Annotated in this window: 20 protein-coding genes and 1 riboswitch; of the genes, 16 read left to right on the top strand and 4 right to left on the bottom strand. The window is 62.5% G+C overall.

The annotated features are described in order from the left end of the window. The first annotated feature begins 101 nt into the window (after positions 1-101). Together msrA and AC1VON_RS26315 are read left to right on the top strand one after the other, a co-directional pair. Positions 102-620 carry a peptide-methionine (S)-S-oxide reductase MsrA gene (msrA, locus tag AC1VON_RS26320; RefSeq protein WP_056571625.1) on the top strand — a complete coding sequence of 173 codons (519 nt, stop codon included), beginning with the start codon at positions 102-104 and terminating at the stop codon, positions 618-620. Between the two features lie 526 nt (positions 621-1,146). Further along, a complete protein-coding gene (locus AC1VON_RS26315) occupies positions 1,147-1,935 on the top strand; it encodes a formyltransferase family protein (protein WP_483125369.1) in 789 nt (262 codons plus the stop codon). 115 nt (positions 1,936-2,050) lie between these two features. Here AC1VON_RS26315 and AC1VON_RS26310 read toward each other — a convergent pair whose 3' ends face one another. After that, on the bottom strand, positions 2,051-2,359 hold the full coding sequence (locus AC1VON_RS26310) for a hypothetical protein (protein ID WP_483125368.1): 309 nt from the start codon (positions 2,357-2,359) through the stop codon (positions 2,051-2,053). 194 nt (positions 2,360-2,553) lie between these two features. Beyond that, positions 2,554-2,667: riboswitch (TPP riboswitch) on the top strand. Here AC1VON_RS26310 and AC1VON_RS26305 point away from each other — a divergent pair. The 7 genes from AC1VON_RS26305 (at position 2,658) to AC1VON_RS26275 (ending at position 8,173) form a co-directional block, all read left to right on the top strand. Then, complete coding sequence (locus AC1VON_RS26305) at positions 2,658-3,266, top strand: YkoF family thiamine/hydroxymethylpyrimidine-binding protein (protein ID WP_056571635.1); 609 nt, start codon at positions 2,658-2,660, stop codon at positions 3,264-3,266. (Overlaps the previous riboswitch by 10 nt.) 35 nt (positions 3,267-3,301) lie before the next feature. Next, entirely contained in the window at positions 3,302-4,120 is an 819-nt protein-coding gene (locus tag AC1VON_RS26300; protein ID WP_483125367.1) for an ABC transporter permease, read from the top strand. Further along, on the top strand, positions 4,117-4,884 hold the full coding sequence (locus AC1VON_RS26295) for an ABC transporter ATP-binding protein (protein WP_172349683.1): 768 nt from the start codon (positions 4,117-4,119) through the stop codon (positions 4,882-4,884). Before AC1VON_RS26300 ends, AC1VON_RS26295 begins: the two co-directional genes overlap by 4 nt. Then, the gene (locus AC1VON_RS26290) at positions 4,877-5,893 is read left to right on the top strand and encodes an ABC transporter substrate-binding protein (protein ID WP_483125366.1); all 1,017 of its coding nucleotides are present in this window, start codon (positions 4,877-4,879) and stop codon (positions 5,891-5,893) included. The genes AC1VON_RS26295 and AC1VON_RS26290 overlap by 8 nt, the downstream gene beginning before the upstream one ends. A gap of 234 nt (positions 5,894-6,127) precedes the next feature. Further along, positions 6,128-6,754 (top strand): methyltransferase family protein, encoded by a 627-nt coding sequence (locus AC1VON_RS26285; protein WP_483126383.1) that lies wholly within the window; start codon positions 6,128-6,130, stop codon positions 6,752-6,754. A 378-nt stretch (positions 6,755-7,132) separates the two neighbouring features. After that, positions 7,133-7,711, top strand: coding sequence for a hypothetical protein (locus tag AC1VON_RS26280; protein ID WP_172349686.1), 579 nt, complete (start codon positions 7,133-7,135; stop codon positions 7,709-7,711). A 297-nt stretch (positions 7,712-8,008) separates the two neighbouring features. Beyond that, positions 8,009-8,173 (top strand): DUF3309 family protein, encoded by a 165-nt coding sequence (locus AC1VON_RS26275; RefSeq protein WP_064988046.1) that lies wholly within the window; start codon positions 8,009-8,011, stop codon positions 8,171-8,173. Positions 8,174-8,736: 563 nt separating this feature from the next. Here the strand turns inward: AC1VON_RS26275 and AC1VON_RS26270 are convergent. From AC1VON_RS26270 to AC1VON_RS26260, 3 genes are all read right to left on the bottom strand, one after another. Continuing rightward, positions 8,737-9,807, bottom strand: a complete 1,071-nt coding sequence (locus AC1VON_RS26270; RefSeq protein WP_483125365.1) for a sensor histidine kinase — start codon at positions 9,805-9,807, stop codon at positions 8,737-8,739. Between the two features lie 185 nt (positions 9,808-9,992). Continuing rightward, positions 9,993-10,286 (bottom strand): hypothetical protein, encoded by a 294-nt coding sequence (locus tag AC1VON_RS26265; RefSeq protein ID WP_172349688.1) that lies wholly within the window; start codon positions 10,284-10,286, stop codon positions 9,993-9,995. 135 nt (positions 10,287-10,421) lie between these two features. Then, entirely contained in the window at positions 10,422-10,679 is a 258-nt protein-coding gene (locus AC1VON_RS26260; protein ID WP_483125363.1) for a hypothetical protein, read from the bottom strand. A gap of 188 nt (positions 10,680-10,867) precedes the next feature. On the opposite strand from AC1VON_RS26260, the gene AC1VON_RS26255 reads away from it, so the two are divergent. The 7 genes from AC1VON_RS26255 (at position 10,868) to AC1VON_RS26225 (ending at position 17,506) form a co-directional block, all read left to right on the top strand. Beyond that, positions 10,868-11,593 carry a GntR family transcriptional regulator gene (locus AC1VON_RS26255; RefSeq protein WP_172349690.1) on the top strand — a complete coding sequence of 242 codons (726 nt, stop codon included), beginning with the start codon at positions 10,868-10,870 and terminating at the stop codon, positions 11,591-11,593. A gap of 3 nt (positions 11,594-11,596) precedes the next feature. Next, positions 11,597-12,646, top strand: coding sequence for an ADP-ribosylglycohydrolase family protein (locus AC1VON_RS26250; RefSeq protein WP_172349691.1), 1,050 nt, complete (start codon positions 11,597-11,599; stop codon positions 12,644-12,646). Further along, entirely contained in the window at positions 12,643-13,620 is a 978-nt protein-coding gene (locus AC1VON_RS26245; RefSeq protein ID WP_483125362.1) for a PfkB family carbohydrate kinase, read from the top strand. Before AC1VON_RS26250 ends, AC1VON_RS26245 begins: the two co-directional genes overlap by 4 nt. 39 nt (positions 13,621-13,659) lie before the next feature. Further along, positions 13,660-14,721, top strand: a complete 1,062-nt coding sequence (locus AC1VON_RS26240; protein ID WP_483125361.1) for an ABC transporter substrate-binding protein — start codon at positions 13,660-13,662, stop codon at positions 14,719-14,721. A 66-nt stretch (positions 14,722-14,787) separates the two neighbouring features. Further along, positions 14,788-15,651 carry an ABC transporter permease gene (locus AC1VON_RS26235; RefSeq protein WP_483125360.1) on the top strand — a complete coding sequence of 288 codons (864 nt, stop codon included), beginning with the start codon at positions 14,788-14,790 and terminating at the stop codon, positions 15,649-15,651. Further along, positions 15,651-16,439 carry an ABC transporter permease gene (locus tag AC1VON_RS26230; protein ID WP_483125359.1) on the top strand — a complete coding sequence of 263 codons (789 nt, stop codon included), beginning with the start codon at positions 15,651-15,653 and terminating at the stop codon, positions 16,437-16,439. Before AC1VON_RS26235 ends, AC1VON_RS26230 begins: the two co-directional genes overlap by 1 nt. Continuing rightward, entirely contained in the window at positions 16,439-17,506 is a 1,068-nt protein-coding gene (locus tag AC1VON_RS26225; RefSeq protein WP_483125358.1) for an ABC transporter ATP-binding protein, read from the top strand. Before AC1VON_RS26230 ends, AC1VON_RS26225 begins: the two co-directional genes overlap by 1 nt. The last annotated feature ends 59 nt before the right edge of the window (positions 17,507-17,565 follow it).

The following is a 17,565-nucleotide window of genomic DNA, read 5'->3' as shown; positions in this document are numbered from 1 at the left end:
GCCGACAATGCCCATTTATGGGAAATCCAATTTGTTGTTGTGCAATTCAGGTCGGAAACGGCTACCGTTTCTTCTGAATTGCTTTCTTGAGGAGACGTGACATGGCGACTTCGACCGAACGCGCAGTGCTTGCCGGTGGCTGTTTCTGGGGCATGCAGGATCTGATACGGCGCTATCCTGGCGTCATCTCCACTCGTGTCGGCTATAGCGGCGGCGACGTACCCAACGCCACTTACCGCAATCACGGCACCCATGCCGAAGCCATCGAGATCAATTTCGATCCAGCCGTGATCAGCTATCGCACACTGTTGGAGCGCTTTTTCCAGATCCACGATCCGACGACGCGCAACCGTCAGGGCAACGATGTCGGGATGAGCTACCGCTCCGCGATCTACTATACCAGCGACGAGCAAAAGCGCGTCGCCGAAGACACCATTGAAGACGTCGATGCCTCCGGTCTGTGGCCCGGCAAGGTCGTTACCGAAGTCGCGCCGGCCGGTGCCTTCTGGGAGGCCGAGCCCGAGCATCAGGATTATCTGGAGAAATACCCCAACGGCTATACCTGCCATTTCGTCAGGCCAGGCTGGAAGCTGCCTGTTCGTGAGAAGGCCGTCTCATAGGTTTACGGATAGGCTTTCGCGCGGCATGGGGCTATAATTGCTTTGCCGATTGCCGCGCGACCAGCCATCGCATGGCGATTGACGGGAGGTGGCATCTACCGAAATTGCGCGGGCTGATCTGACGGGGGTGAGCATGAAGAAGATCTATCGGAAGCCAGTCCTGGTGAAAAAGGGCCGCCTTTCAGACGTCACCGCCTTGATACCGCCTTCGCAAATCAAGGCCACCTGATCGACAGCCTTCATTGGCAGGTGCGGTCGCCCGCCCCGAAAAGGCCAGGCTCGACCGCCGTTTGAATGAGGTGATCGGCTTGACAGGCGCTTTGAGAGGGTGCCGCTTTTGAGCCCGCGGACCGGGCAAGACCGGCTTTCGGCCGTGTTCATACTCGACGTCAACCCCTATACCGGGCCGCTGCTGGCAGGGTGGCTTGAAGCAGGCCATCGCATCGGTGCGATTGTTGTGCCGGGGTTGCGTCGGCGCCCAAAACACTTCAGCATCAGCAATTTACGCCGAAGACTGAAACGCAGATTGCTGCTCAGGCGCTATGTCGGCGACACGCCGGTAAGGCTGATCGAATTTGCGCGACCTTATGATTGGGACACGCTCGGCAAGCAATTGTCGCAGGTCAGGGCCGCTGTGTTGATCTGCTATGCTTTCCCCACATTGGTCCCACAGCAATTGCTGAACATCTTTCCCAAGGGCGGGCTCAATCTTCACCCGGCGCTGCTGCCCAACTATCGGGGCCCGCATCCTCTCCATCGCCTGGCGGTGGACGGCCAGCATGCCGTTCATGGCGGTGTGACGCTGCATCAGATGTCCGCCGCCTTCGACGACGGCGACATCCTTGGGCAGGTGTCGTTTTCGGAAACAGACTGGACGTCGCGGCGGGCCCTGATCGACGGCTTGGCAAGCGCGATGCGCACGCTGGTGAGCGAGGTGGCGCCAGCCTACTGCAAAGGCAGCCTTTGGGGAAAACCGCAGCCGGCCGGCGATTTCATCTGGGCGCGGCTTGAATCGGCCCACACGATGATCTCGCCGGCCATGTCGATCGAGCATGTCGCTCGGTTGTGGCATGTGCTGGGCAATATTCCAGGGATCTATCTGGATGTCGCCGGCCGCAAGGTCAGGCTGGCGTTCCAGATCGGACGGCTAGGCCCGCCGACCGGACAAGTGCCGGTCGCACGATGGGGGACCGTGGAGTTCGATCTTGCCGATGGGAGGGTCCGGTATCTCATCTATGGCCGCCTGGTCAAACGGCTCTTGAAAATGCGCGCCGCTTTCGCGCGCGCTCACGTCAGCAGCCGTGTTCTGAAATAGCGTTTCCAGCGAGAAACGACTGGACCAGGGACTTGCTGAAGCGTCGCCATTGAGCTCGCTGAACGCGGAGAGTCGCGGCGCTTGCGCTCCGCGACCTCCCTGGCTGCGATCGAAATTATTTGCCGCAGTTGTTGTCGTTCACCGTAGGTGCGGTTGCGTTGCCGTTGGCATCGCTCTGCGCGCCCTGGGGATTGGTCGGGCAGTTCTTATCCGCATTGGAATTCATGTCGCCGGGGGCGGTGGTGGTGCTGTTGGTCGCCGCCGGATCGACCGGATTGGGTGACGCCGGCGTGCTGGGGTCCACGGTGATCGACTGGCCGCTGCCGCCCGACCCGTCCGTGCCGTTTGCGCTATTGCTTTGCGCCATCGCGGATGTGGCAAGGGCAACGGTGAACGCCGAAGCTGCGAGGATTTTCATGAACATGGTTCTGTCTCCATTTCTGTGAACTCGTCGCGTTGCGACTGGTGGTCAACCTCGCGGCGTGGCGAAGGTTCCCGATAAAATTCGCGCGGAGAGGACCCTCCGGCGTCCATCTTGTGATCAGATCTGGTGCAGTGTTTTTGGGCCAGTGCGCTGAAAAAACGGCTTCCCCTTCAGCTCGAATGGTGCTTTAACGCGTCCATCCACAGGGGTGCTCCGTACGGTCGGGGCTGAGACGGGGGCGGCAAGCCCACAGACCCTAGAAGCTGATCTGGGTAATACCAGCGGAGCGAGGCGGGCGATGTTTTCAGGCGCACAGATTTCCTTATATCCCATGGCCGACGATTTCGTTGGCGTCATCCTTGGTGCGCTCGGCGCGCTCGATCCTTACCGGGACAGGCTCAGGATCGAGACCGACGACATCTCGACCTTGCTGGTCGGGCCGCCCGAAGTGCTGTTCCCGGCGCTGCGGGATCTGTTCGTGGCGGCGGCGCGGAGCGGCAAGCATTGTGTGCTGTCGGCGGCCATTTCGCGCGGCTGCCCGGGCGAGCCGGACGATCCGATCTGCCGCTCCGACGCGTTTGGCGGACCTGTGGGGCCGCTCGGCCCACGCAAGGAAGCCGCCATCACCGCAGTGCGCAATGCTGCTGCCACCGGCCAGCCGGCGGCGGCGCAATTCTCGCTCTATGTGATGGGCACGGGCGACCACATGGACGAGATCTATGGCTGCATCGATTTCCTCAAGCAGTCCGGCGTCTACGATCGTTCCAAGAACTTCTGCACCAAACTGCGCGGCGACACGGGCGCGATCTTTTCGGCACTGAACGAAGCCTTCTGCCGCTTCGGGCCGGGCGCCGGCCACGTAACCCTCGACGTCACGGTTTCGGCCAACAGCCCGTCGGCTGTCTAAGCCGGCCGCGCTTCCGCGCGACCCCGTCAAAGGTTATGCCCGTGGTCTCATCATCAGTGCCGCGCCCGCTCGCGGATTCCCTTGCCAAGGCGATACCCGCCGTCATCTCGGTCGGGTTGCTGCTTGTGGCGTGGGAGCTCTATGCCACCTATTCCGGTATCAAGCCGACGATCTTGCCCGCGCCGTCACGCGTCTTCGAACAGGCGATGCTCAATCGCGGGGCACTGGTCGACAACGCTATCCCCACCATCCGCGCCACGCTGATCGGCTTTGCCTGTTCGCTCAGTGCCGCCTTTCTGCTGTCCATGCTGGTCGATTTCTTCCAGCCGCTGCGGCGCGCTCTGTTTCCTGTCTTCATCATCAGCCAGACCTTGCCGCTGGTGGCGATCGCGCCGTTGGTGGTGCTGTGGTTCGGCTTTGGGCTGACCCCGAAGATCATGCTGGTCGCGCTGGTCACCTTCTTTCCCATGCTGGTGGCTCTGGTGCAGGGCTACGAGGCGACCGAGGCCGAGATCGGCCAGATGCTGCGCGCCATGGGGGCAGGGCGCTGGCGCGTCTTCGTGCTGGCGCGGCTGCCTTCGGCGCTGCCCTATTTTTTCGCGGGCCTGCGGATCTCCATCACCTATGCGGTGGTCGGCGCCATCTTCGCCGAATATGCGGGTGCGGCGAAAGGGCTGGGCATCTACATGCTCAACGCCAAGAACAATTTCCGCCCCGACCTGGTGCTGGCCGCCGTCGGTGTCAGCGCCGCGCTGACACTTGTCCTGTTCGGGCTGACGGCGCTCGTTCAGCGCTTTGCCATGCCTTGGGAACGGGCCGACCGGCAGCCGGCGGGGAAGGGGGCGCAGAGATGAGCCGGCTCGAATTGCGGCATGTGCGCAAGGCATTCGGTGGGCTCGACGTCCTCGCCGACATTTCGCTCAGCGTCGGCGCCGGCGAATTCGTTTCCATCCTTGGGCCTTCGGGTGCCGGCAAGTCGACGCTGTTCCAGCTCCTGACGGGTGCCGAGCACGGCGAAGGCGACATGTTGTTCGACGGCGTGCCGCTCGACGATCATGGCAGGCATTTTGCTTTCATGCCGCAGCGTGACGCGCTGATGCCGTGGCGGCGCATCATCGACAACACGACGCTCGGGCTGGAAGTGCAAGGCACCAGGCGCAAGGTGGCGCGGGCTCGCGTCGCGCCGCTGTTTGCCGAGTTCGGGCTTGCCGGCTTCGAGCGGCATTTTCCGGCACAGCTTTCGGGCGGCATGCGCCAGCGCGCGGCGCTTTTGCGCACGGTGGTGCAGGAGCGCGACATGCTTTTGCTCGACGAGCCGTTCGGCGCGCTCGACGCGCTGACCCGCGCGGCCATGCAGCGCTGGCTCGAGCAGATGTGGCGGCATCATCGCTGGACGGCATTGCTGATCACGCACGATGTGCGCGAGGCCGTGTTCCTGTCCGACCGCATCTATGTGCTGTCGGCGCGCCCGGCCCGTGTGCTGCGGGAAATCAGGGTGCCACTACCGCGCCCGCGCGATCCGATCGGCGCTGCCGCGCAACAGGCCAGCGCACTCGAGGCCGAGATCCTCGACATTTTGCTCAACCCTCAACCATCCAAAGGACATGACCATGACTGACTTGACGCGCCGGCGGGCATTGCTGCTCACCCTTGCCAGTGGTCTTCCGCTGGTCGCGGGATCGAGCCGCTCCTTCGCGGCAACGCAAAAAGTCTCTGTCGCACTGGACTGGACCGTCAACACCAACCACATCGGGCTGTTCGTCGCCCGTGACAAGGGATTTTACCGCGAGGCCGGTCTCGAGGTCGATATCCTGCCCTACAGCGACACCGGCGCCGGCACGCTGGTCGCCAACCGCGTTGCCGATTTCGGCATCAACGGCACCATCAGCCTCTTCACCCAGAGGACCGCCGGTGCCGACCTGAAAGCGGTCTATGCGGTGGTGCAGGCCGAAACCGGCCGGGTGGTCTTCAATGCGACGCGCGGCGAGATCAAAAGCCCGAGGGACCTCGACGGCCTGATCTATGGCGGTTTCGGTAGCGCCTGGGAAAATGCGCTGATCTCGACCATCATCCGCCATGACGGCGGCAAGGGCAATTTCGAGACGGTGACGCTCGGCACCTCCGCCTATGAGGCGCTGGCCAATGGCTCGGTCGACTTCACGCTGGAGGTCGAGACCTGGGAAGGCGTCGAGGCCGAACTCAAAGGCGTCAAGCAGCGCAGTTTCGTTTATGCCGACTACGGCGTCCCCGACGAGCACACGACGCTGATCTCGTCGAGCGAAGCGTATCTCCGAGCAAACCCGGCATTGGCATCGGCCTTCGTCCAGGCAACGCGGCGCGGCTATCAGTTCACCGTCGATCATCCAGAAGAAGCCTCCGCGCTGCTGATCGCGGCCAACAAGGATGCCCTGACCAATCCGTCATTGATCGAGGCGTCGCTGAAAGCGCTGATCGACGGACACTATCTGCGCGCGGAAAACGGTGCCATCGGCACGTTAGACCCCGCCAAGATGGACGCGATCGGGGGCTATCTCTTCACTGCGGGCATTTTGCGCGACGCCGATGGCAAGGTTCTGACGCAACGTCCGGATTTCGCCAGGTATTTCGCAAATTCATATCTGGGTTGAGGCTGGATGCGCGTCAGCCGGTGGCGCTCGGTGCGCTACGTCGGCTTGGCGTCGGGGCGCGTCTTTCTCCAGCCTTCGGGTCTATCCCGTCAATCCCGATTCAATCTTGCCGGTTAACCGCACGGCAATGGTTGCATGCAATGGTCCCGCCGAGGGATCATCGGGGTGTTTGCCTTGTTCACGTCAAAAAGTGAAACGCTTTCAAGCGCCAGCCGGGACGGGATCTTGTCCGACGTGCGCAAGCGCGAGATCCTTGCCGACCTGCGCGAAGGCTTCTTTCGCGCCTGTGCCCTGGCATGCGCGGGGCTGTTCGTCTATCGCGGCCTCTATCAGGTCGTGGAGGATCCGACCCGGCTCAACGCCGCCTTGATGGCGATTTCCGAGATACTCACCTTCACCTGGCTGCTTCTGTCGCGGCGTCCGGTGACGCGTGACTGGAATCCGCTTACGGTCATCGTCTCCGTCAGCGCCAGTTTCGGGGTTGCATTGATCAGCCTTGAACCTGGCACGGCGCTCGTTCCAGTCTATATCGCCGCGCCGTTGCAGTTCGCGGCGCTGCTATTCGTCATCTGGGGCAAGATATCGCTTGGCCGTTCCTTTGCCATCCTGCCCGGCAACCGTGGCGTGATGACGGGGGGCGCCTACCGTATCGTGCGGCACCCGATTTATGCCGGCTACCTTGCCGGCCACGTGCTCTACCTGCTGTCGGCCTTTTCCTTCCACAATCTCGCGGTCTATGCGGTCATCACCTATTTGCAACTGTATCGCATCCTGCGCGAGGAGGCCCTGCTTGCGGCCGAGCCGGAATATCGCGCCTATATGGAACGGGTGCACTACAGGCTGTTCTATCGGATATTCTGAGAGCAGGACTGTCGATGAAGAGGGGCCGATCCTGTCAGGCTTGGGGATGGCCGGCAGCGCTTGCCCGGAGCGATTCATTGTTTCATGTCCTGATCTGTGAGTGATGTCCGATCTTCCGTTTTGCGCCAAGCGGAGATGTCTGTTGGCAATGACCGGAGTGACGCTTCCATGGAAAATCGTTTTATCTCTAGATAAGACACTATATCGATACACATGTATTATATTTTTATTCATTTTATAATTTCTGTTTTTTTTCATTTAACACCATCATCCTCGCAAGTATGAGATGATTTGAAACCTGATCTCCCCTGTCACGTAGTTGAATCTGCAATCGGCTGTATGCCGACTGCCTTGGCGCAACGACAACAGGAGAGTGTTATGGCTTTTACCTTCAAGACAGTCGCCAGTGTGTTGGCCGGTAGTGCAATAGTCGTCGTTCTTTCCTTGCCAGCGAATGCGGCAGGGTTGGGTGTCGGCGCCTCGGTGGGCGGTAGCGGTGGCGTCAATGCCGGTGTCGGCGCGTCCGTCGGCGGCAGTGGTGGTGTCAACGCCGGCGCCGGAGCTTCGGTTGGCGGGAGCGGTGGCGTCAATGCTGGCGCCGGTGCCAATGTCGGCGGATCGAACGGCGTCAACGCCGGATTGGGGGCCTCGGCCGGTGGAAGCAACGGCATCAATGCCGGGGCCAGTGCGAGTGTCGGCGGCACGGGTGGCGTTACTGCCGGGCTCGGCGCCAATGTCGGCGGCACGAGCGGCGTCGGCGTTGGCATCGGCGGAACCAATCCGACAACTGCGTCCAACCCAAGCAATCCGTCGAACGCGAGCCTCCCGGGTGTCGTGGCCGAGATGTCCGGCAGCAAGGTCGCGCGCATGAAGAAGCGCTGCGTCGATGTGCTCAGCAGCGAAGGCACCTATGACCGCGATCTGCGTCAGCTCTGCCTGCTGATCGCCCGTCGTTGAGGCAAAGAGCGCCAGGGAGGGAAGTGCGAAACCAGCCGTGAGGCTTGACTGCACTCTCCTGGCCTCCGGCCGGTCGGAAGCCCGCCACTCAGGCGGGCTTCCTGCGTGTCGAGCGCTTTCAATTTCCACCGGCACTTTATTGCCCGAGATTTCATTCGCCGGCGAAAATTATCTCCGAGCGGATGCCGTGCCACAATCGCGCGGAACGGTAGAGCTGCTCGAACGTTCTCGTCTTCGAAACATCGCATGCAGCGATGTTAAAACCGGCGTGGCAGCGCCTACAGGAGCGGGAAAGCCATGAGCTTAGGCACCATACTCATCATCATCCTTGTCATCGCGCTGCTTGGCGGTTTCAGCGGGCTCGGGGGCGGGCCGTTCTATGGAACTGGCTACTATGGTGGCGGCGGGCTCGGGCTTGTGCTGCTGATCATTATCGTCCTTGTCGTGCTAGGGCGGATCTAGAGGCCCGCAAGGCTTCGGATAATCGCGATCTCGTGACCACGTTCAGGTCGGAGCGCACCGGATTGTGATGAAAGCAAGCCGGCTTGTGATCCCAGATTTTTCGCGACTCTCGTATTGTGAGTTCGGTCCACACCCCCCGTGGAAACAAGAGGAGAGGGTCCCACCCCTTCATCCTCCTCCAAGGCCCGCCCCGGCATTCCGGAGCGGGCTTTTGCATTGAAGCCGAGGGAACCGGCTTGCGTCGAGACTGTGGAGTTTGCGGAAGGCTGCCCGATGCCTGCAACACTTAGAACCACATTCTGCGAAATTCGCGATGATCTTCATGTCCTGCGGCGGATGTTGGCGGCTGGCAAGCATATCGAGACATCCAGGGGATCGATGGGTTGATGGCATAGCGGAAAGCGGAGGCGATCAAGGTCATGCGGCCAATCCCCATGCATGCGAATTGGTGGGAGCCTGGAGCGCCGAAGCCCGGCGATACTCTGGTGCCCTCGGGCAGCCATCTTTTCTATTAGATCAGGATCGAGGCGATGTCGGGAAGGCAGGCCTCGTGATAGCGGTTCTTACGCCGCGCGCGGCACTCGTGAGGTGAACGTTGCCCGGGTGACCGAGACGCTTGTGCCGTTGGTGTCGCTGATGGTTTCCACCTTGGCCTCCAGCTGTTTCACCAATGCCTCGACAATCGCTGTTCCCAGTCCAGTATTCGACAAGTCGTTGGCGATTTTGCCGACGCCGTTGTCCGACACCGTCAATTTCCAGTCAGTGCCGGCGGTCTCGAAGGTAACCTGGATACGGGCGCCGGACTTTTCCTTGGGGAAGGCATATTTGATGGCGTTGAGGGCGAGTTCGGTGACGATGAGGCCGAGGCTGACGGCACGATGCGAGTCAATCCTGCCGCCCTCTGCCGTAACGGTTACCTCGATCGGCTGAGTCTCGCCGATCATTGACGAGGCGAGGCTGCCGCACAGCTTTGAAAGGTAGGAGCCGACATCGATCTCGTCGACGCCGACCGAGGTGTGGAGATGGCGTTGCACCTCGGCCACGGACAACACGCGCTGGTGGGCATCCTTGAGATGCTGGCGCGTCTCTTCCGACGTGACCGAGCGTGCCTTCAGCAACAGGATGCTGGCGATGATCTGCAGGCTGTTGGCAACCCGGTGCTCCATCTCGCGCAGCAGCACGTCCTTCTGCTGGAGCAGATCCTCGGTGCGGCGCAGCAGTTCTTCCTTTTCCCGTTCGATGACACGGCGGGCGGTAATGTCATTGAAGGCGAGAAGGATGGTTACGGCCGGGCTGTGGTCGTAAAGCACCTTGCGGGCGTTGAGCAGCATGGTGCGGCGGCCGATCCGCGGGAAATCGTGCTCCACCTCGAAACCGTCCATGGCGGCTTTCTCGGGAATGATCGTCTCCAGCAGCAGGCGAAGTGCTGGAATGTCCCACTGACCATCGCCAAGCGCGTAGAGCAGCGTGCCCTGGGTCTGTGCGGGGTCGACTTCGAATGTCTTGTAGAAGGAGCGGCTGGCGGCCAGCACGCGAAACTGCTCGTCGAGCACCAGGAATGGCTCGGTGATCGTGTTGACGATCGCCTGCGCCAGCGTCTGCGCGTCCTCGATGTTCGCAATGGGTTGAAACATGAGCAAGAAGCCAGACGAGCGGCGTTTCGCCTCTCCAAGCAAGGACTTTACACCTTTGCCTGACCGCTGTCGCGAAGTGAATCGCCAGCCACGATGACGTGATGTCCCGTGTATCGCGAAAAGGCGGGCACTCGGCCCGCCTTCGTCCGGCTGTTCGATTTAGGCGTGCGCCCAATCGTGGTGCGTCAGTTTGCGCCGCCGAGCTGCTTGGTCATCTTGCAGAAATTGTCATGCGACTTGGCAATGGCGTTGTCGCCGCATTCCTTCATCATGCCTGCGCGGTCTTCTTCTTTCATGGCCATCCAGGCGGCCTTGAATTCCTTTTCGGATTTCATCGTCTTCATGCCGGAGTCCGTATAGAAGGGGGCCATCTTCTCCGGATTGTCGAGCGCGGAGGTGTTGCCGCCAGAAGCGGCCAACGCCGAGCCAGTCATCATCGCAAGCGCCATCGCGCCCATCGTGAGCATCTTGAAGTTCATCTGGGAATTCCTCTCTGTCGAGGTCATTGGAATAAACGACCTGAAGACAAACGGTATTGAGAGAAAACAGTTCCTTCAGGCGAGCTAATATTAAAATCAGATTTTATTTCACCTGTCTGCCTGAGCGCTGCCGAATTATTCCATGTCCGGGACGTCGCCGCTGACAAACAGCGTGGTCGGCGGACCGTAGTCTCCGAGTGTCGGGTCGGCATCGCGGCTCCAGGCGATCACGCCGGCATGTTTTGCCGCCAAAGCCCTGGCCGTGCGTATGGCGCGGTCTTCGCTCTGTTGGTCAGCGGGGCCGAAGGCTGGAAACAGGTCACCGTCCTCGCCGCGATCGAACGCGACCACGACGATCAGCCTGGGATTTTTTTGCTCTGTTGAATGGGACATGTTGCTCCTTCGCCGCGCGAACGTATCACACTGCCGGCACCAGTGGTCGGTTGTCCGGCTCTCCCACCACATTTTCCGGGGCTCCCCGGAACGCGCTGCCTTCTCCAACTGCCTTGGCGCCGCATTGACACGCGTTTTGTGACCATATATTGAACAGGATTATACAGGTTCACTGAACAGGTACGCATATGAAGCGGCGCGCGGTTCAACTGTCTCCCGGCACGGGCAAGCCCGAGCAGATCGCGACCGTTCTGGAACATGAAATCCGTTCCGGTCTGCTCGGTTTCGGCGACCGCCTGCAAAGCGAAAACGAGCTCGTCCAGCGCTTCTCCGTCAGTCGCAACACGGTCCGCAAGGGCCTCGAGGAACTGTCAAGCCGCGGGCTGATCACCACCAAGGTCGGCATCGGCTCCTTCGTCACCTTTGACGGCAAGCCGGTGGACGACGCCATCGGCTGGTCGCGGGCGCTCGCGAATGCGGGTGCCAATGCCGAGACAAGGACGCTGCGGCTGGAAGTCATCGAAGACGCCGATCTCGCTGCCTTGCTGGAGATCGAAAGCCCGTTCTTCATCGCCGTCGACCGGGTGCGCACCAATGCCAGCGATGGCCATGCGATTTCCATCGAGCGCAGCCGCCTGCCGCTGTCGCCGGAACTTGAGGATGTGCCGCTGCGCGGCCTGCGCGAGGGGTCGCTGCACCAGACGCTGCGCGGCGCCGGCCTGATCCCCGACCATGGCGAGGAATGGGTGGGCATCGAGATGCTCAACGCCGAGGACGCGGCCATTCTGGGCTGCCCGCAGGGCACGCCCTTCCTGCGCGGCCGCCGGCTGACGCGTGCGGCCGACGACCGGCCGATCGAATATGTCACCAGCCTGCTCAATCCCGCGCATTTCGCGCTGCATATGAGGTTCTGAGCGATGCCGGACAACATCACGCTTGATCGCGCCATGGGCGCGCTTGTCGGCGGAGCGCTGGGAGACGCGCTCGGCATGCCGACGCAGCTTCTGTCGCCGGCCCGGATTGCCGAGCTCTACGGCCATGTCGAGGATTTCATCGCGCCCTTCGCCGATCATCCGGTGTCGAAGGGACTGCTGGCCGGCACCATCACCGACGATACGGAACAGGCGCTGCTGCTTGGCCGAATCCTGGTCGAGTCCGGCGAGCGCTTCGACCATGCGCGCTGGGTCAACGCGCTGCTCGACTGGGAGCGCGAGGTCAAGGCGCGCGGCAGCTACGATCTGCTGGGCCCATCGACCAAGCGTGCCATCGACGCCATCAACAATGGCGTGCCGGCACAAGAGGCGGGGCGCGGCGGCGACACCAATGGCGCCGCGATGCGCATCGCGCCGGTGGGCATCATGATGCCGCTGGAGCCGCTCGATGCATTCGTCGCCAAGGTGGCTGAAACCTGCCGGGCGACGCACAACACCTCGATAGCCATATCGTCAGCCGCCGCCGTCGCGGCCGCCGTCAGCCGCGGCGTGTCCGGCGGCGACTGGCGCGCCGCATCCGACAGTGGCGTCGCGGCGGCGAGGCGAGGGGCGACGCTTGGCCATTGGGTGACTGGCGGCGACATCGCGGCGCGTATCGTCTGGTCGCGGGATCTGGTGCGGGGCAAGGTGATGGGGGATGCAATCCGGCTGATCACCGATCTGGTCGGTACCGGCGTGGCCAGCCAGGAATCCGTTCCGGCGGCCTTCGCGGTGCTCGAGGTCGCCGGCGGTGACCCCTGGCAAGCGGCGGTCATCAGCGCCAATCTCGGCGGCGACACCGACACGATCGGCGCCATCGCCGCCGGCATGGCCGGCGCCTGCACCGGCTTTTCGCAATTGCCAAGGGATCGCGTCGCCGGCCTCAGGGGGATCGACATCGTGGAGGTTCGTGCGCTTGCCGCCGACCTTGTTGCGGCGCGTACGTCCAAAGACCTTGCGCCAAAAACCGGCTCCGGCAAGGACGCGGCGGCATGAGCGGGCGGCTCGTTCATATCGGCAGCGCGGTGGTCGACTATGTCTACCGCATCGACGCATTGCCGGCGCCCGGCACCGAGAAGACGGCATCGAGCTATGCCCAGGTCGCCGGCGGCGGCTTCAACATGATGGTCGCGGCCGCCCGCACCGGTATGACAGTAGTGTTTGGTGGCCAGCTCGGCAGCGGGCCGAACGGCGATTTCCTGCGTGCCGCCTTCGCAGCCGAGGGCATCGAGACGCTGACACCGCCATCATCCTTGATGGACAGCGGCAATTGCGTCGCCATGGTCTCGAGCGATGCCGAACGCACTTTCGTGTCATGGCCCGGTGCGGAGAGCATTCTCGACCTCGACATGATGGCGCCGGTATCAGTGGCTCCGGCGGATTGGGTGTTCACCTCGGGCTATACGCTGAGCTACCCGGGCAGCCGCGAGGCGCTCGCCGACTGGATCGAGGCGCTGCCGGAAAACATTCCCTTTGTCTTCGACCCGACGCCCGTCGTTTCAGACATTCCACGCCCGATCCTGTCGCGGGTGCTGGCCCGCTCGGCATGGCTGAGCTGCAACATGGCGGAAGCCGCCGAGATCGCCGGCCAGGGCGACGTCGAGACCCTCGCGGCGCGGCTGCTTGCCGATCATTGTCCAAGGGCGGCCGGTGTCGTGATCCGCTCCGCCGCCAAGGGCTGCCATATCAGGCTTGCCGACGGTTCGACGCAAACCGTTGCCGGGTTCAAGGTCGATGCCGTCGACACCAATGGCGCCGGCGACACCCATATCGGCGCTTTCGTCAGCGCGCTGGCACGGGAGGCACATCCTTTCGAGGCGGCGCGCTACGCCAATGCGGCGGCGGCCATTTCGGTGACCCGCCATGGCGGCTCATCGGCGCCGACCGATGCCGAAATCCAGACTTTCCTGAGCCAGGCCGCCGCGACCGGCACGCCGGGCCAGAACCAGAAGGCCCATCAGATAGCCTGACAAGCCCCGCCAAGCGGGCAAACAAAGAGAGGAACCAACATGCGCATGCCAAGACTGACTGCTCTCTTGACGGCGACCGCCGTCTTCACCACCGCGCTCACGCTGGCGGCAAGCGCCGCTGAAGTGCATGTGCTCAACTGGAAAGGCTACGGCGCCGATGAGCCATGGGCCGTCGAGGCCTTCGAGAAGGCGACCGGCAACAAGGTCGTCAACGACTTCTTCAATTCCGAACAGGAAATGCTGACCAAGATCCGGACCAATCCGGGCCTCTACGACGTCGTCATGATCAACGCCGCTTTCAACGACCAGGCGATGGCTGAAAAGCTGATCCAGCCGATCGACGTGTCCAAGCTGCCGAACTATGCCGACATCAGCAAGGACAAGGCGGGCTCGCCGATGCTCGACCATGACGGCAAGGTCTACGGCGTGCCGTGGGTGTGGGGGCTGACCGCACTCGCCATCAACGAAAAGTCCTTCGACAAGCCGCCGACGTCGATCGCCGAAATGTGGGACCCCGCGCATAAGGGCCGCGTCGTCATCCGCGACGACGCCGTCGAGGCGGTGCAGTTCGGTGCCATCGCCACCGGCCAGAACATCAACGACATCAAGGATATGGATGCGGTCAAGACGAAGCTCACCTCGTTGATGCCGCAGATCAAGACCTTCTGGAGCTCGGAGAACGACTGGAACCAGATGGTCGCTTCCAACCAGATCGACATCGGCACCTACTGGAGCGGCTCGGCCGACCGCGCCAAGACGCATTTCAAGCTGCCGGTTTCGCTGGTCATTCCGCAGGAGGGCGCCGTCGCCTGGCTCGATGCGTTCTCGATCCCGGCAGGTTCGAAGAATGTCGAAGGCGCGCAGGCCTTCATCAACTGGATGATCGATCCGAAATTCTATGTCGAATGGGTCACCAAGGTCGGCGCTCCAGTCTCTGCCAACACCAAGGCGGTGGAAGCGCTGCCCGAGAATGCCTTCAACCGCAAGGTCATGGGTGATCCCGAGGTTGCCAAGCGCATCCAGTTCCAGGCGCCGATCACCGACGCGCAGCGCGAGGCCTATCTGGCGCTTTGGCAACAGCTCAAGGTCGACGTGAAGTAGGCTTACGTCCGGACCAGTCGTCGGTTCGCGCCGGCTGGTCCTTCAATCCTGGGGAGGAGGCTTATCATGGCAGCGCAGAGTGCGCCGCGCAGCGGGCTGAGATCGGCCCTGCCGCTGCTGGCGCCGGCCTATCTCTGGCTGACGGTGGCGATCTTCCTGCCGCTCTCGGCCATGGTCTTCTTCTCCTTCATGACCGACCTGCCGCTGACGGGGAAGCCTTGGGCTTTCACGCTTGGCAATTACGCTGCCTTCTTCTCGCAGAGCCTCTATCTGACGCTGCTGCTCGCTTCGCTCAGGCTCGGCCTGGAAGTGACGCTGTGGTGCATCGTCATCGGCTATCCCGCCGCCTACGTGCTGGCCAAGGTGCTGAAGGGCCGCAGCCGCGAAGCGATCTTCCTGCTGGTCATCCTGCCCTTCTGGTCGAACGGGCTGGTGCGGATCTTCTCCTGGGCGATGGTTTTGCGCGAGGGCGGCATCCTCGACACGGCGCTCAACGCGGTGTTGCCGTTCAAGATCAATATCGATCTGATGTATTCCTATCCCGCCGTCATCATCGGCCTGGTGCACTCCTACGTGCCCTACATGGTGCTGACCTGTTATCTCACCTTGCAGGCGATCGACGATTCGCTGATCGAGGCCGGTCGTTCGCTCGGTGCCTCGCGGCTGCAGGTGCTCAAGCGGGTGATCATCCCGCTGTCGATGCCCGGTCTGGTGGCGGGGGCCGCGCTCATCTTCGTTCCCGTCGTCGGCTCGTTCATGGAGCCGCGTATCCTTGGCGGGCGCACCGGCACCTTCTACGGCACCGTCATCGAGGACCAGTTCGTCGCCGTGTTCAACTGGCCGCTAGGCGCGGCACTGTCCTTCATCCTCCTGGCCGTCGTGCTGGTCATCCTGGCAATTGCCTCACCAGTGCTGCGGAGGGCCGCGTGATGATGACGACACGCATCCTCGAATGGTTCGGCCGGATCTATATCTTGTTGCTGCTTGCCTTCCTCTATCTGCCGATCATTATCATGGCGCTGATGTCGTTCAACGTCTCGCCCTTCTACCAACTGCCGTTCGAGTGGACGACGGAATGGTACGCCTCGCTGTGGCAGAACGACCAGCTGATCGCGGCCACCTGGAACAGCCTCGAGATCGCAATCATCACCACGCTCATCAGCGTGGTGCTCGGCTCGGCGGCGTCGCTGGCGCTTTTTCGCTATGAATTCCGCGGCAAGAAGGTGCTGCAGGCACTGCTCTTTCCGCCTATCGCCATTCCGTGGCTGATCACCGGCACGGCGATGCTGATCTTCTTCTTCGGCGTCGGCATCGGGCGCGGTCTGTTCGCCATTCTGCTCGGCCATGTCGCGCTGGCGCTGCCCTATGTCATCGTCGTCGTCTCGGCCCGGCTGCAGACCTTCGCGCCGGAACTGGAAGAGGCGGCACGCTCGCTCGGCGCCAACCAGTGGCAGGTGACCAATCGCGTCACGCTGCCCTGGATCATGCCGGGCGTCATCGCCGGTGGGCTGTTTGCTTTTGCCGTGTCGTTCGACCAGTTCGTCGTTTCCTACTTCCTCTCGACACCCGGCCAGACGACGCTGCCGGTCGAAATCTACGCCGCGATCCGCAAGGGTTTCACGCCCGAGATCAACGCGGTCTCGACCATCATCATTGTCGTGTCCATGGCGCTCATGCTGCTCACGGCGCGCTTCTTCAAATTCGGCGGAGAGAAATAATGGCTGGCGTGCAGGTCGCGAACGTCTCCCGCAGCTTCGGCGCGCACAAGGCGCTGGACAATGTCTCCATCGATTTCGCCGATGGCGGCTTCTATGCGCTGCTCGGACCGTCGGGCAGCGGCAAGACCACACTGCTCAGACAGATCGCCGGTTTCGACTTTCCCGACTCCGGCCGTATTTCCATCGGCGGCGAGAGCGTCGAACGCGTGCCGGTCGAGAAGCGCCGCATCGGCATGGTGTTCCAGAACTATGCGCTGTTTCCCAATATGAGCGTCGCCGACAATGTCGCCTTCGGCCTGTCGGTGCGCGGCGAGGCCAAGGCTGTGATTGCCACCGAAGTGCAGCGCGCGCTCGACCTCGTGCAATTGGGCAAGCTCGGCGGCCGGCGTCCGCACCAACTCTCCGGCGGCCAGCGCCAGCGTGTTGCATTGGCGCGCGCCATCGTCACCAAGCCGCGCGTGCTGTTGCTCGACGAGCCGCTCGGCGCGCTCGACAAGGCGCTGCGCGTCGACATGCAGATCGAGTTGAAACGCATCCAGCGCGAGATCGGCATCACCACCATCTTTGTCACCCACGACCAGGAAGAAGCGCTGACGATGAGCGACCGCATCGGAATACTGCGCGACGGCAGGCTCGTGCAGGAAGGGCCGCCGGAGGAAATCTACGACCGGCCGAAAAGCGAATTCGCCGCCACCTTCCTCGGCGACGCCAACATCTTTCGCGGGGACTCGACCGGCAACGGCATCCGCCTGCCGGACGGCACGGCGATCGCCGCTGGCGTGGGCCTGACGCTTGCCGCCGGCGCCAAGGCGAGCTGCGCCGTGCGGCCCGAGCGAATTCGCATTGCCACTGATGGCGGGGTCTCCGATGCGGCCGATGCGAATATGCTGAAGGGCCAGGTGTCCAAGCGCATCTTCGCCGGCAACAACAGCACCTACTTTGTCGAGCGCGCCGGCCAGACGTTGAAGGTCATCGTGCAGAACACTGGCGCTGAGAGGCTGGCGGAGGGGCAGGATGTGGTGCTGCGCTGGTCGCCGGAAAGCACGGTGTTGATCGCTGCGGGTTGATGCGCCGGGGTCTTGCCAGACTGTTCCCAATCAGGGACAGCATAGGCAGGCAAGAGCCT

This window comes from Mesorhizobium sp. HAY1-8B, from assembly GCF_056868045.1.
The sequence above is the reverse complement of the archived record's forward strand: the minus strand, read 5'-3'. Positions and strand labels throughout refer to the sequence as shown.

Coding starts and splice junctions, on each gene's coding strand:
- AC1VON_RS26305 (WP_056571635.1), top strand. CDS start 2,658: ATGTTTTCAGGCGCACAGATTTCCTTATATCCCATGGCCGACGATTTC.
- AC1VON_RS26295 (WP_172349683.1), top strand. CDS start 4,117: ATGAGCCGGCTCGAATTGCGGCATGTGCGCAAGGCATTCGGTGGGCTC.
- msrA (WP_056571625.1), top strand. CDS start 102: ATGGCGACTTCGACCGAACGCGCAGTGCTTGCCGGTGGCTGTTTCTGG.
- AC1VON_RS26280 (WP_172349686.1), top strand. CDS start 7,133: ATGGCTTTTACCTTCAAGACAGTCGCCAGTGTGTTGGCCGGTAGTGCA.
- AC1VON_RS26310 (WP_483125368.1), bottom strand. CDS start 2,359: ATGTTCATGAAAATCCTCGCAGCTTCGGCGTTCACCGTTGCCCTTGCC.
- AC1VON_RS26255 (WP_172349690.1), top strand. CDS start 10,868: ATGAAGCGGCGCGCGGTTCAACTGTCTCCCGGCACGGGCAAGCCCGAG.
- AC1VON_RS26250 (WP_172349691.1), top strand. CDS start 11,597: ATGCCGGACAACATCACGCTTGATCGCGCCATGGGCGCGCTTGTCGGC.
- AC1VON_RS26235 (WP_483125360.1), top strand. CDS start 14,788: ATGGCAGCGCAGAGTGCGCCGCGCAGCGGGCTGAGATCGGCCCTGCCG.
- AC1VON_RS26275 (WP_064988046.1), top strand. CDS start 8,009: ATGAGCTTAGGCACCATACTCATCATCATCCTTGTCATCGCGCTGCTT.
- AC1VON_RS26300 (WP_483125367.1), top strand. CDS start 3,302: ATGCCCGTGGTCTCATCATCAGTGCCGCGCCCGCTCGCGGATTCCCTT.
- AC1VON_RS26270 (WP_483125365.1), bottom strand. CDS start 9,807: ATGTTTCAACCCATTGCGAACATCGAGGACGCGCAGACGCTGGCGCAG.
- AC1VON_RS26260 (WP_483125363.1), bottom strand. CDS start 10,679: ATGTCCCATTCAACAGAGCAAAAAAATCCCAGGCTGATCGTCGTGGTC.
- AC1VON_RS26245 (WP_483125362.1), top strand. CDS start 12,643: ATGAGCGGGCGGCTCGTTCATATCGGCAGCGCGGTGGTCGACTATGTC.
- AC1VON_RS26225 (WP_483125358.1), top strand. CDS start 16,439: ATGGCTGGCGTGCAGGTCGCGAACGTCTCCCGCAGCTTCGGCGCGCAC.
- AC1VON_RS26230 (WP_483125359.1), top strand. CDS start 15,651: ATGATGACGACACGCATCCTCGAATGGTTCGGCCGGATCTATATCTTG.
- AC1VON_RS26265 (WP_172349688.1), bottom strand. CDS start 10,286: ATGAACTTCAAGATGCTCACGATGGGCGCGATGGCGCTTGCGATGATG.
- AC1VON_RS26290 (WP_483125366.1), top strand. CDS start 4,877: ATGACTGACTTGACGCGCCGGCGGGCATTGCTGCTCACCCTTGCCAGT.
- AC1VON_RS26240 (WP_483125361.1), top strand. CDS start 13,660: ATGCGCATGCCAAGACTGACTGCTCTCTTGACGGCGACCGCCGTCTTC.